Source organism: Aliiroseovarius lamellibrachiae, assembly GCF_018599245.1.
GTDB classification, from domain to species: domain Bacteria; phylum Pseudomonadota; class Alphaproteobacteria; order Rhodobacterales; family Rhodobacteraceae; genus Aliiroseovarius; species Aliiroseovarius lamellibrachiae.
The window spans coordinates 108,438-121,074 of sequence record NZ_JAHEVJ010000004.1 but is presented as its reverse complement, the minus strand read 5'-3'; the positions used below and the strand labels follow the sequence as shown (position 1 = coordinate 121,074).

Sequence of the window (12,637 nt, the reverse complement as noted above, 5' to 3'; positions counted from 1 at the left end):
GAACCGGCATCCTGACCACCCCACGAAGAACAAAGATTTACCTAGGCTGGCGCATCAAGCGTGCGTCAGGCCGGGAACGGCTTGCCAATTGGCAGCCTGAAGCGAGGAGAGCCTGAATATGGTTTTTAACTTTCTGAAGCGCGACGGAGCAGAGGCGGTGCCAGAAACCAAGGCATCTGCGACCGGCCCTGTCATTGCTTATCAGGGATCTGGACGTGTGGCCTGGAGCCCGCGTGACGTGGTCAGCCTGACCAAAACTGGATTTGCGGCGAACCCTGTGGGCTTTCGTTCCGTAAAGCTCATCGCCGAAGCCGCAGCGGCCCTGCCGATTGTTTTGCAAGATACCGAACGTCGGTATGAGGCGCACCCTATGCTTGATTTGCTGTCTCGTCCGAACACAGCACAGGGCAGGGCTGAATTGTTTGAGGCGTTGTTTGGCCAACTGACACTCACGGGCAACGGCTATATCGAAGCTGTCTCTGGCGAAGATGGCACGCTGCTCGAGCTGCATGTCTTGCGTTCAGATCGGATGAGCCTGGTGCCTGGCGCGGATGGTTGGCCTGTTGCGTATGACTATACCGTTGGTGCGCGCAAACATCGTTTCCATTTGGGCAATGGCCCAAGTCCTGTGTGCCATATCAAAAGCTTCCACCCGCAGGATGACCATTATGGGTTGTCCCCTTTACAGGCCGCGGCCACGGCGATTGATGTGCATAACGCCGCGAGCAGTTGGTCAAAGGCGTTGTTGGATAATGCAGCACGTCCTTCTGGTGCCATTGTTTACAAGGGTTTGGATGGACAAGCTCAGATGTCTGCGGATCAATATGATCGCTTGCTGAACGAGATGGAATCCCATCATGTGGGTGCGCGGAATGCGGGTCGCCCCATGCTTTTGGAAGGCGGATTGGATTGGAAGCCAATGGGGTTCTCTCCGTCGGATATGGAGTTCCAAAAGACCAAAGAAGCCGCCGCGCGTGAGATTGCTCAGGCCTTTGGGGTTCCCCCGATGCTGATCGGTATTCCGGGCGATGCGACGTACGCAAATTACCAAGAAGCCAGCCGCGCGTTTTATCGCCTGACAGTTGTGCCTTTGGTGACGCGCGTTGCTGCAAGCGTTGGGCACTGGCTAAGCGAATTTACTGGCGAAGCTGTGTTTTTGAAGCCGGATTTGGATCAGGTGCCTGCACTAGCGGCAGAGCGTGACCAGCAATGGAAACGTGTGTCCGAGGCAAGCTTTTTATCAGATGCCGAAAAACGCGTGATTTTGGGCCTGCCCAAGCTTTCTGAAGATGAGAAATAAGGAGGTTGGCATGAGCGATAAACACATTGATATGGGCCTGGAGCATAAATTTGCTCGGCTGGAAGAGGCTGTGCACACCGAAGATGGCGTGGCGATTGAAGGCTATGCGAGCTACTTTGGAGAGGTGGACAATGGCAATGATATTGTCCTGTCTGGTGCTTACGGCAAAAGCTTGCGTGCGCTCGCCCAAAAGGGACGCGGCGTAAAGATGCTTTGGCAACACGACCCAAACCAGCCCATTGGCGTTTGGGATGAGGTCAAAGAAGACGCCCGAGGGCTATATGTCAAAGGACGTATTTTGCTTGATGTTGCACGCGGAAAAGAAGCGGCGGCATTGATCGAGGCGGGTGCGATGGATGGTCTTTCCATTGGATATCGCACCGTGAAAGCCACAAAGAACGACAAGGGCCAACGGCTCTTGAGCGAGCTGGAGCTTTGGGAGGTGTCACTTGTCACATTCCCGATGTTGCCCAGTGCACGGGTGGGGGCCAAAGGGGAAACCCAAGGCGAAGAACCCCTTCTGTGTGAACTGGCCGCGGCCATTCAAGACGCGCGCCAAATACTGGCAGGCGACAGCTGAGCCAGTGATCTGAACCTTTTATCAAGGACCTATTCATGAGCGAGAAAGAGACGAAAGCTCTGGGCAAGGAAGGTGTGCCTTCTGGCCCCTCCGCAGACCTGTCCGTGGCACCGAATGCTGCCACCGAGGTGAAGACCGCACTGACCGGTTTCGTGAGCGATATCAAAGAGTTTCAATCTGAAATTTCCATTAAACTTCAACAACAGGAAGAGCGACTGACCATGCTGGATCGCAAATCTCAACTGAACGCGGCCCGTCCGCACCTGGCCGCTGAAACTGACCTTGGCGCCCCCCATCAAAAAGCGTTTGAAGCTTACGTTCGTTCCGGTGACGACGATGGCCTGCGCGGAATCGAACTGGATGCCAAGGGCATGTCGACTGCAGTTGCCGCTGATGGCGGTTATCTGGTGGATCCGCAAACCGCTGACACCATCAAAGGCGTGCTGAATGGCACGGCGTCGCTGCGCGCAATTGCCAATGTCGTGAATGTCGAAGGCACCTCTTATGACGTGCTGATTGATCGCGGTGATCTTGAAAGCGGTTGGGCCACCGAAACGGGTGCTTCTGCCGAAACAGGTTCGCCAACCATCGAGCGCATCGCCATTCCGTTGCACGAACTGTCGGCTCTGCCAAAGGCATCTCAGCGGCTTTTGGATGATGCAGCCTTTGATATTGAAACCTGGTTGGCTGGCCGTATCGCGGATAAATTTGCCCGCGCCGAAGCGGCGGCCTTTATCAACGGTGATGGTGTAGACAAACCCAAAGGTATTTTGACCCATACGACTGTTGAAAATGACAGCCATGACTGGGGCAATCTTGGCTATGTTGCCACCGGTGCAGCGGGTGATTTTGATGCCTCGAACCCTGCCGATGCGATTATTGATCTGATCTATGCATTGGGTGCTGAGTACCGTGCGAACGCTGCGTTTGTCATGAACTCAAAAACCGTGGGTGGTGTGCGCAAGCTGAAAGACGCGGATGGTCGTTTCCTTTGGACCGACTCGACCGTTGCTGGTGAACCAGCGCGCCTGATGGGCTATCCCGTTGTTGTCGCAGAAGATATGCCCGATGTGGCCGCCGACAGCCTGTCGATTGCCTTTGGTGATTTTGCAGCCGGTTACACCATTGCCGAACGCCCAGATACACGCATCCTGCGTGACCCGTTCTCGGCCAAACCGCATGTTCTTTTCTATGCCACCAAACGTGTTGGCGGTGATGTAAGCGACTTTGCGGCCATCAAGCTTTTGAAATTCTCTGCCTCGTAAGAGCTGAGACCCAAGGTCTGTGCCGTTTGTAACGGCACAGGCTGGGCACGTACTGGTCAAACCCCGTGTTGTCTAGCTGCTCCCCCTCCGTCCGAGCAATACGGACAGTGCGTGCCCACCCATCCATTTTCACCTGACGCGAGGGGCCCGAATTTCGGAGATGATCCATGATGTTAGTCGAGCAGACCACTGTGCCGGGCACGGCCATGCCGGTCGCCCAATTCAAGGACCACCTGCGGCTAGGTACCGGGTTTGCCGATGACGGGGTGCAGGACGCGGTGCTTGAGACTTATTTGCGGGCTGCGATGGCCGCAATTGAGGCCCGCACCGGCAAGGTCCTTATCACCCGCGCGTATACCTGGACCTTGACCGCATGGCGTGACCTTGCATCACAGGCGCTGCCTGTTGGTCCTGTTGGTGCCATTACCAGCCTGACAATCACTGACCGCCTTGGCGCGGAAGAGGTGATTAATACGGACCGTTACACTTTAGAGCCAGATCTTCATCGACCCAAGCTTGTATCAACTGGAATTTGCCTTCCGGCGATCCCGGTTGCGGGGCAAGTTGAAATTGGGTTTGATGCGGGATTTGGTCCAGATTGGTCCGATATTCCAGCGGACCTGTCACAAGCGGTTCTGATGTTGGCGACCTATTTTTACGAACACCGTTCTGGTGCGGGGATGGGGCAGGGTGACCTTCCTTTTGGGGTCTCTGCCCTTATCCAAAAATACCGTGTTGTACGTCTGTTTGGCGGTGGGGGTGCGGCATGAAAGCGCCCGTCCTAAACCGTAAACTTACGCTGGAAGAACCGCAGCGCAACCCGGATGGTGCGGGTGGCTTTGTTGAAACCTGGGCGGCCCTTGGGGACGTGTGGGCCGAAATCAAAGCCGGCACCGGCAATGAAAAAGCCGCCGATCATGTGACGCTCTCGTCCATCAGCTTTCGGATCACAGTCAGGGCTGCACCGCATGGTGCCCCGTCCCGACCCAAACCTGAACAACGGTTTCGGGCTGGCGCGCGGCTTTTTCGCATTCTTGCAGTGACTGAAGCGGATCAAAGCGCGCAATACCTGACGTGCTTTGCAAAAGAAGAGGTATCAGCATGAGTTATGGTGTTTCAGCGGCCCTTCAACAAGCAGTCTATCAGCGTCTTCAGGCCGATAGCACATTGGATACGCTTGTGGGGACCGCAATTTATGATGCTGTTCCGGCTGGTATTATCACCGGAACCTTTGTGTCCATTGGCCCGGAAGATGTGGTCGAAAAGTCGGATATGACCGGCCATGGGGCATTACATGAATTCACCGTTTCAGTTGTGACAGATGCGGCTGGCTTTCAGCAAGCAAAAGAAGTTGCCGCTGCGGTGTCAGATAGTTTGGTTGATGCGACGTTGATCTTGGCGCGCGGCAATCTTGTTTACCTCAATTTCAATCGGGCGAAAGCCCGCCGTGTTCAAGACGCGGATGTGCGACGGATCGATTTGACCTTCCACGCCCGTGTTCAAGACACCTAATCGTTTCAATAATGGAGTGACCCAATGGTAGCCCAAAAAGGCAAAGACCTTCTTATCAAGCTCGACATGACCGGTGCGGGTGTTTTTGAAACCATCGCGGGTCTGCGGGCCACGCGGATCAGCTTTAATGCGGAAAGCGTGGATGTGACCAGCCTTGAAAGCCAGGGTGGTTGGCGTGAACTGCTTGGTGGCGCTGGTGTGAAATCGGCAAATATTTCAGGTTCGGGTGTGTTTCGTGATGCCACGACCGATGAGCGCGCACGGCAAATTTTCTTCGAAAATGAAGTGCCCAATTTCCAAGTGATCGTGCCGGACTTTGGCACCATTGAAGGGGCATTTATGATCACATCGATTGAATATGCGGGTACCCACAATGGCGAAGCCACTTATGAGCTGGCGATGGCGTCAGCAGGTGAGCTGAACTTTACGGCGCTTTGATCATGGCCAATCCTTGGACGGGAGAGGTCGCTTTGACCATTGATGGTGAACATCAGGTGTTGAAGTTGACGCTGGGTGCGCTTGCCGAACTGGAAGCGAACTTGGGGGAAGACACGATTGTGGCTTTGGTAGAGCGCTTTGAGGGCGGGGCCTTCTCTTCACGCGATGTTCTTGCGCTGATTGTTGCGGGTTTGCGCGGAGGAGGATGGTCTGGCCAAGCCGCTGATCTTTTGGCGGCTGAAATTGCGGGTGGCCCGATGCAGGCGGCGAAAGTGGCGGGGCAATTGCTGGCAAGGGCGTTCTCTGTTCCCGAAGTGTCCGAGGCCACCTCGTGACAACGCGCCCAGGATTTGACTGGCCGCAGCTTATGCGACTTGGTTTCACAAAATTAGGTCTGCGCCCAGCTGAGTTCTGGGCGCTTACCCCTAACGAATTGATGGTGATGCTGGGGCAAGAGGCCCATGGCGCGCCCTCGATGCGGGCACGTCTGGACGAGCTTTTAGCGCAATATCCCGATGATCCCCCCGCACATGAAGGAGAGATTTGATGTCAGGATTGGAGATGCTGGATAGTTTCGACGATCAGGTCGACGCGTTGGGTTCCTCGTTGGGGGATGCACAATCTATGGCGGCTGCCTTTTCAACGGAGCTTAAGGGTGTGCATTCAACGATTTCGGATCTGAATGTCGATGTAAACAAGCTTTCGTCAGGGTTTAGTTCCGGCTTGAAAAAGGCGTTTGATGGACTTGTTTTTGATGGTGCAAAGCTTTCAGACGCCCTTACAGGGCTCGCGAACAGCATGTCCCAAACCGCCTATAATGCGGCGTTAAAGCCGGTGACTGACCATTTTGGTGGGATCTTGGCGCAAGGCATGGGGTCCGTGATGAATGGGTTTCTCGCCTTTGAAAAAGGTGGTGCGTTTTCGCAGGGCAAGGTGATGCCATTTGCAAAAGGTGGCGTGGTCTCAAGTGCCACAACCTTTCCTATGTCAAATGGGATGGGATTAATGGGCGAGGCGGGGCCAGAGGCGATTATGCCGTTGTCTCGCGGTGCGGACGGAAGCCTGGGTGTGCGCACCCAAGGCGGCGGGCAACCCATTAATATCACGATGAATATCTCCACGCCTGATGTGGAAGGGTTCCGCCGGTCGCAAAGCCAGATCGCATCACAAATGTCGCGTGCGCTGTCGCGTGGGCAACGGCACCGTTAAGGAGGGAAAAAGATGATTTTTCATGATATTCGGTTTCCGGCCAATCTAAGTTTTGGCTCGGTTGGTGGACCAGAACGGCGCACAGAGGTTGTGACGCTGGCAAACGGGTTCGAAGAGCGCAACACCCCGTGGGAGCATTCTCGGCGTCGATATGATGCAGGGATTGGGATGCGCAGCCTGGATGATGTCGAGACGCTGATTGCGTTCTTTGAGGCACGTCGCGGGCAATTGCACGGGTTTCGCTGGAAAGATTGGTCGGACTTTAAAAGCTCGGCCCCTTCCGTCGATCCGGAATACCATGACCAGGTGATTGGGGTGGGGGATGGAACCCGCGTTGAATGGCAATTGATCAAGACATATTGGAGCGGAGATCAATCCTATGCACGCCCCATCCAAAAGCCAGTGGTCGGGACGGTCACGATTGGCCTTCAAGGCGACCCGTTGGTTGAAGGTGTTCATTTTTCATATGACGCAAATACCGGCCTAGTGACCTTTGTCACGGCCCCTGAAAATGGCGCTGAAGTTACGGCAGGATTTGAATTTGATGTTCCTGTGCGCTTTGACACCGATCGGATCCATACATCCGTCGCCTCCTTTCAAGCCGGCAATGGGCCCAATGTCCCTGTGGTGGAGGTCCGTGTGTAATGGCGATTTCCGAGCAATTTGAAAATCATTTTGCCACAGGTGTCACAACGGTGGCCCGGTGCTGGGTGATGACGCGCAAAGATGGTGAAACCTATGGGTTCACTGACCATGACAGCGACCTGATGGTGGGCACGGTTTTATGCAAGGCTGATACGGGTTTAACGGCCCACGCGCTTGAGCAAACAACAGGGCTTTCCGTCGATAACACAGAAGCTTTGGGTTTGCTGAGTGATGCCTCAATCACAGAACAAGACATCAGGGCTGGGCGTTTTGACGGCGCATTGGTCGAGGCGTGGCTGGTCAACTGGCAGGCCCCTTCGCAATCCTACCTTCAGTTCCGAGGAACGGTTGGTGAATTGACGCGAGAGGCCGGTGGCTTTCGTGCAGAGCTGGTTGGGCAAACCGAGAAACTCAACCGTCCTCAGGGGCGCGCCTATCAAAAGCCATGTGGGGCCATCCTTGGCGATAAGCGCTGCACGGTAAACCTCGCGGATCCTGCATTTTCGACCGAAGCCTCGGCCGTAATCAACAAAAGCGAAATCGAGTTTACTTTTGAGGGACTTACTGGCTTTGAAGACGGTTGGTTTGAACGCGGTCGGTTCGTGGTGAAATCCGGTGAAGGTGCCGGGCTTGTCGGTATCATTCGTAAAGATACCACCCTGCCTGACGGCCGCCGGAAAATCGAGCTTTGGGAAGCGATCCGGGCTGAAATGCACCTGAGCGATCTGATCCAACTTGAGGCAGGCTGTGATAAGCGACCTGAGACCTGCAAGGCTCGGTTCAGTAATCTTTTGAATTTCCAAGGTTTTCCCGACATTCCAGGGGAGGATTGGCTGATGTCATATCCCGTTGCTTCTGAGCAAAATGATGGGGGCAATTTAGCAAACGGACGGGGTGCCGAGGCGACATCCGTTTAGTGGAATTCACGCGATAATGACAATTTTCATTTTGAGGATGTGACCATGAAAGCTCTCAAACAAAACCAGCTTGTGTTGGCTGAAGCGAAGCAATGGATTGGCACCCCCTATCAACATCAAACGTCCTGCAAAGGGATAGGTACGGATTGTCTTGGGTTGATCCGAGGGGTCTGGCGGTCTGTCTTAGGGGCGGAACCTATGGAAATTCCTGCATATTCGCAAGATTGGTCCGAGCCCGCCGGCCTGGAAAGCCTTTGGAACAGTGCCGCTGATGTCTTAACCGAAAAAGACCCAGCGGACGCCAAAGCTGGCGACGTACTGCTGTTTCGAATGCGGCAGGATGCGGTGGCCAAACACCTCGGAATTCTTGGGTCTGATGACCCGTATCAAACTTTTGTTCACGCCTATAGTGGGCACGGGGTGGTTGAAAGCCCCCTGTCGGCCCCGTGGGCGCGCCGCATTGTTGCGGTATTTGCGTTTCCGGAAAGGATTGACTGATGGCTACGATTGTATTGGCTGGCGTTGGCGCCGCATTTGGCGCGTCGGTTGGCGGTGGACTTTTGGGTCTGTCGTCTGTGGCGATAGGTAAGGCCATCGGCGCAACTTTGGGGCGCGCCATTGATAGCAAAATATTGGGGGGAGGGTCGGATCCGATTGAAACGGGCCGTGTCGATCGGTTACGCCTTACCGGGGCGTCTGAAGGGACAACAATTCCGCAGCTTTATGGACGTGCGCGCCTGTCAGGACAGGTGATTTGGGCAACCCGGTTTCAGGAGCAATCCGAAACGTCCGGAGGCGGTAAAGGCGCACCAAGCCAGCCCAAAGTGACAAGCTACAGCTATTCTATCAGCCTTGCGATTGCCTTATGTGAAGGTGAAATAACACGGGTCGGCCGTATTTGGGCGGATGGCAATGAGATTGCGATCAGTGATCTGAACATGCGCGTGTACCCCGGGGACAATAGCCAACTGCCCGACCCAAAAATCGAAGCAGTGATGGGGGCTGGCAATGTGCCTGCCTATCGCGGCACGGCTTATGTGGTGATTGAGGATCTCGAACTCGGCCAATTTGGCAATCGTGTTCCTCAGCTCAGCTTTGAAGTCGTGCGCCCTGAGCAAGCGGATCAGGTGCCCGAGTTGTCGAGAGGCACCAATGCCGTTGCGATCATTCCGGGCACCGGGGAATACGCTTTGGCAACGTCAAAGGTGGCTTTTACTGCAGAGCCTGGTGTCGCCGGATTGAGCAACTCCAACAGCCCATCGGGCCTGACCGATTTTGCGACCTCGTTGGATATTCTGGAAAACGACCTGCCCAATTGCGGCGCAACTTCCTTGATCGTTTCGTGGTTTGGGTCCGACCTGCGCTGTGCGAACTGCGATATCCAACCGAAGGTAGAGCAACAGTCGCAGGATGGTGACACGATGCCCTGGTCCGTATCGGGGATCTCGCGGGCGGCGGCGGGCATTGTCCCGATTGAGGACGGACGCGCGGTTTATGGTGGAACGCCAACTGACCAATCCGTCAAAGAAGCGCTGAGCGCGATGGCGGCCAAAGGGAAAAAGGTGACGTTCTATCCCTTCATTTTGATGGAGCAACTTCAGGGCAATACACTTGTTGATCCTTGGACTGGGACGACTGGACAGCCTAAGCTGCCTTGGCGCGGGCGTATTACCACGTCGCTTGCACCGGGCGTATCTGGATCGCCCGATAGCACCAGCGCTGTCGAAGCCGAAGTCGATGCGTTTTTTGGGCTGGCGCAAGCCTCTGATTTTTCGGTGACGGCCAATGGGGTGGATTATACCGGCCCGGCAGAATTTTCCTATCGCCGCTTCATTCTCCACTACGCCCATCTCTGTGCGGATGCGGGCGGGGTGGATGCATTTCTGATTGGGTCCGAACTGCGCGCGTTGACACAAATTCGCGGGGCGGGGCACAGTTTTCCTGTGGTCGAGAAGCTGATTGAATTGGCTCAAGATGTGCGTGCCATTCTCGGGCCGGACATTAAGATTTCCTATGCGGCGGATTGGTCAGAATATTTTGGATATCGCCCGACGGATGGATCTGGAAATATCTATTATCACCTTGATCCACTGTGGAGCCATGATGACATCGATTTCATCGGGATAGACAACTACATGCCGCTGTCTGATTGGCGTGATGGGTTTGAACATCTCGATGGGCATCACGGCTCGATTTACAACCTCGACTATCTGAAATTGAACATCGAAGGTGGGGAGGGGTATGACTGGTATTATGCTTCACAAACAGACCGTGATGCCCAAAACCGCAGCCCGATCACCGATGGCGCGCATGATGAACCTTGGGTGTACAGGTACAAAGATTTGCGGAATTGGTGGTATCGCTCGCACCACAATCGGATTGGTGGCATGCGCCACCCGCTGCCCACGGATTGGTTGCCTGGATCCAAGCCATTTTGGTTCACTGAAATGGGGTGTGCTGCGATTGATAAGGCGACCAATGAGCCGAATAAATTCCTCGATCCGAAAAGCTCGGAATCCACCTTGCCGCAATACTCTACTGGGCGTCGCGATGACCTGATCCAGATGCAATATGTGCGCGCCATGAATGAGTATTGGGGCGATGTTTCAAACAACCCGACACATTCGGCCACGGATGTGCAAATGATCGACATGGGTCGGGCGCATATTTGGGCGTGGGATGCACGCCCGTTCCCAGCATTTCCAAATAATCTGGAACTGTGGAGCGACGGCGTGAATTATACCCGGGGTCATTGGCTGAATGGGCGCAGTTCGTCGCGTTCGTTGGCGTCTGTTGTATCCGAGGTATGTGATCGTTCTGGTTTGAAAAATTACGATGTTTCGAAGCTTTATGGACTTGTTCGTGGGTATGTCGTGAAAGATATCTCTTCCGGGCGATCGGCATTGCAGCCACTCATGCTTGCCTATGGGTTTGAAGCTTCAGAACATGAAGGTGTCCTGCATTTCCGCACGCGGACAGGACGGCCTGATCATGTGCTTGATCCTGAGAAAATGGCCCTGACGTCAGAACAGAACACGACGCTTGAACGCATTCGTGACGGCGAAGCCGATGTTGCTGGCCGGGTCCGCCTGAGCTTTGTGGAAAGTGAAGGGGATTATGAAGTCCGTTCAGCGGAGGCAATCTTTCCTGACGACGGCAATCAGACCGTGTCTCAAAGTGAAATACCACTCATTTTGACCCAAGCGGAGGCTCAGGATATTTCTGAACGCTGGCTCGCTGAAGCCCGGATCGCACGCGATCGTGCCAATTTCTCATTGCCGCCGTCTGAGATTAGAAAAACGGCTGGTGAGGTGGTGGAAATCGCCACGGAGGCTGGGACCGAATTGTTTCGGATGGATCATATCGAACATGCCGGTGTGCAGGTTGTACAAGCAACACGAGTTGAGGCGGGTGTTTATGGCCCGACAGCCACAAAAGAAGCAACGGTTGTGCACAAATCGTTTGTGACGCCACCGCCGGCATTCCCACTGTTTTTGGATTTGCCGCTGATCACCGGAGACGAAGAACCTCATGCCCCCCATATCGCTGCGTCATCGCGGCCGTGGTTGGGTAAGGTTGCCGTGTATTCGTCGGCCTCTGACAACGGCTATGCCGTGAATACGATCTTGGATCGACGCGCAACCATCGGCGTGACCGAAACGGTATTAAACAAAGCGAGCGCAGGGATGTTGGATCGCGGTGCATCTGTGCGGGTGAAACTGATTGATGGTACGTTGTCGAGCGTGTCACTTTCCGACCTGTTGAATGGGGCAAATGTCGCGGCGATTGGCGACGGAAGCCCGGAAAACTGGGAGGTGTTTCAGTTCACCACCGCGACTTTGGTCGGCGAGCGAACATACGAGCTTTCGGGGCGTTTGCGCGGTCAGGCCGGAACGGATGCATTGATGCCCGACACTTGGCCCGTGGGAAGCTATTTTGTTTTGCTGGACGGTCGCGCAGAACAAATCAGCCTTCCGTCCTCGGCGCGCGGGGTGGATCGTCATTACCGCATCGGATCCGCGCGCTTGCCCTATAGTGACGCAAGTTTTCAGCATAAGGTCGTGGCATTTCAAGGAATTGGGCTGCGACCCTATGCACCAGTTTTCCTGACCGCAACAGATGTTGGTGCGGGTGATCTGGCCATCGGCTGGGTGCGTAGAACGCGTGTTGATGGCGATCACTGGGGGATAGGCGAGGTGCCGCTGGGCGAAGCTGGAGAAGTATACATGGTGCGAATTTCCCAAGGCGGGAGTGTTTTGCGCGAAGAGCAGACGACCGTGCCAAACTGGACCTATGATGCTGTCATGCAAACAGCTGACGGTGTCAGTGGTGTGTTTACCGTGGAGGTTGCCCAAGTCTCTGATCGGTTCGGGCCTGGGGTGTTTGCATCGATCACTGTGGGGGCTTAATATGCGTCCGGTCCTTCCAGGTGATGTGGCCGCCGCGGCCTGTGCTTTATTGATGATACAGGCAGAACGAAGGCCGGATGCGATCGTTCGGATGATCGCACGGGCCAACGCGGCGGACAGATATCGGTTTGTCACCGGGGCCGCGCATCCCAAATGGGGCAATGGCAGCCTTGCGGCTGTCGCGAAAGGAATGGCCCGTCTGCGTGAACCATATCAGGATGACCCTGATTACTGTGACTGCATGATGACCATTTACGCGGCGCTAAAGATGTTGCGTGCAAGAAAAGCAACTTGAGGTGCCCCGATTGCGTCGCTGAGAGGTGTTGCACAGGTGTTGGGTTAAACAGCGCGCCCCCTCGACC

Annotated in this window: 15 protein-coding genes; all 15 read left to right on the top strand. The window is 55.0% G+C overall.

Translation table 11 applies throughout. The features are described 5' to 3' along the window. Positions 1-118: 118 nt before the first annotated feature. The 15 genes from KKW20_RS08415 (at position 119) to KKW20_RS08345 (ending at position 12,570) form a co-directional block, all read left to right on the top strand. The gene (locus KKW20_RS08415; protein ID WP_214567440.1) at positions 119-1,300 is read left to right on the top strand and encodes a phage portal protein; all 1,182 of its coding nucleotides are present in this window, start codon (positions 119-121) and stop codon (positions 1,298-1,300) included. Between the two features lie 10 nt (positions 1,301-1,310). Then, positions 1,311-1,880, top strand: a complete 570-nt coding sequence (locus tag KKW20_RS08410; RefSeq protein WP_246534515.1) for an HK97 family phage prohead protease — start codon at positions 1,311-1,313, stop codon at positions 1,878-1,880. Between the two features lie 35 nt (positions 1,881-1,915). Beyond that, positions 1,916-3,145 (top strand): phage major capsid protein, encoded by a 1,230-nt coding sequence (locus KKW20_RS08405; RefSeq protein ID WP_214567439.1) that lies wholly within the window; start codon positions 1,916-1,918, stop codon positions 3,143-3,145. 167 nt (positions 3,146-3,312) lie between these two features. Further along, positions 3,313-3,915 carry a head-tail connector protein gene (locus tag KKW20_RS08400; protein ID WP_214567438.1) on the top strand — a complete coding sequence of 201 codons (603 nt, stop codon included), beginning with the start codon at positions 3,313-3,315 and terminating at the stop codon, positions 3,913-3,915. Then, complete coding sequence (locus KKW20_RS08395) at positions 3,912-4,250, top strand: head-tail adaptor protein (protein WP_214567437.1); 339 nt, start codon at positions 3,912-3,914, stop codon at positions 4,248-4,250. Before KKW20_RS08400 ends, KKW20_RS08395 begins: the two co-directional genes overlap by 4 nt. Continuing rightward, positions 4,247-4,657 carry a DUF3168 domain-containing protein gene (locus KKW20_RS08390; RefSeq protein ID WP_214567436.1) on the top strand — a complete coding sequence of 137 codons (411 nt, stop codon included), beginning with the start codon at positions 4,247-4,249 and terminating at the stop codon, positions 4,655-4,657. The genes KKW20_RS08395 and KKW20_RS08390 overlap by 4 nt, the downstream gene beginning before the upstream one ends. A gap of 24 nt (positions 4,658-4,681) precedes the next feature. After that, positions 4,682-5,095 (top strand): phage major tail protein, TP901-1 family, encoded by a 414-nt coding sequence (locus KKW20_RS08385; protein WP_214567435.1) that lies wholly within the window; start codon positions 4,682-4,684, stop codon positions 5,093-5,095. Positions 5,096-5,097: 2 nt separating this feature from the next. Next, positions 5,098-5,430, top strand: a complete 333-nt coding sequence (locus KKW20_RS08380; protein WP_214567434.1) for a gene transfer agent family protein — start codon at positions 5,098-5,100, stop codon at positions 5,428-5,430. Then, positions 5,427-5,642, top strand: coding sequence for a rcc01693 family protein (locus KKW20_RS08375; RefSeq protein WP_343207566.1), 216 nt, complete (start codon positions 5,427-5,429; stop codon positions 5,640-5,642). Before KKW20_RS08380 ends, KKW20_RS08375 begins: the two co-directional genes overlap by 4 nt. Beyond that, positions 5,642-6,304, top strand: coding sequence for a phage tail tape measure protein (locus tag KKW20_RS08370; RefSeq protein ID WP_214567432.1), 663 nt, complete (start codon positions 5,642-5,644; stop codon positions 6,302-6,304). The genes KKW20_RS08375 and KKW20_RS08370 overlap by 1 nt, the downstream gene beginning before the upstream one ends. Positions 6,305-6,316: 12 nt before the next feature. Beyond that, a complete protein-coding gene (locus KKW20_RS08365; RefSeq protein WP_214567431.1) occupies positions 6,317-6,949 on the top strand; it encodes a DUF2460 domain-containing protein in 633 nt (210 codons plus the stop codon). Then, entirely contained in the window at positions 6,949-7,866 is a 918-nt protein-coding gene (locus KKW20_RS08360) for a DUF2163 domain-containing protein (protein WP_214567430.1), read from the top strand. Before KKW20_RS08365 ends, KKW20_RS08360 begins: the two co-directional genes overlap by 1 nt. Positions 7,867-7,911: 45 nt before the next feature. Beyond that, complete coding sequence (locus KKW20_RS08355; RefSeq protein ID WP_214567429.1) at positions 7,912-8,364, top strand: NlpC/P60 family protein; 453 nt, start codon at positions 7,912-7,914, stop codon at positions 8,362-8,364. Continuing rightward, entirely contained in the window at positions 8,364-12,275 is a 3,912-nt protein-coding gene (locus tag KKW20_RS08350) for a baseplate multidomain protein megatron (protein WP_214567428.1), read from the top strand. The genes KKW20_RS08355 and KKW20_RS08350 overlap by 1 nt, the downstream gene beginning before the upstream one ends. Position 12,276: 1 nt before the next feature. After that, positions 12,277-12,570 (top strand): DUF7742 family protein, encoded by a 294-nt coding sequence (locus KKW20_RS08345; RefSeq protein WP_214567427.1) that lies wholly within the window; start codon positions 12,277-12,279, stop codon positions 12,568-12,570. Positions 12,571-12,637: the final 67 nt, after the last annotated feature.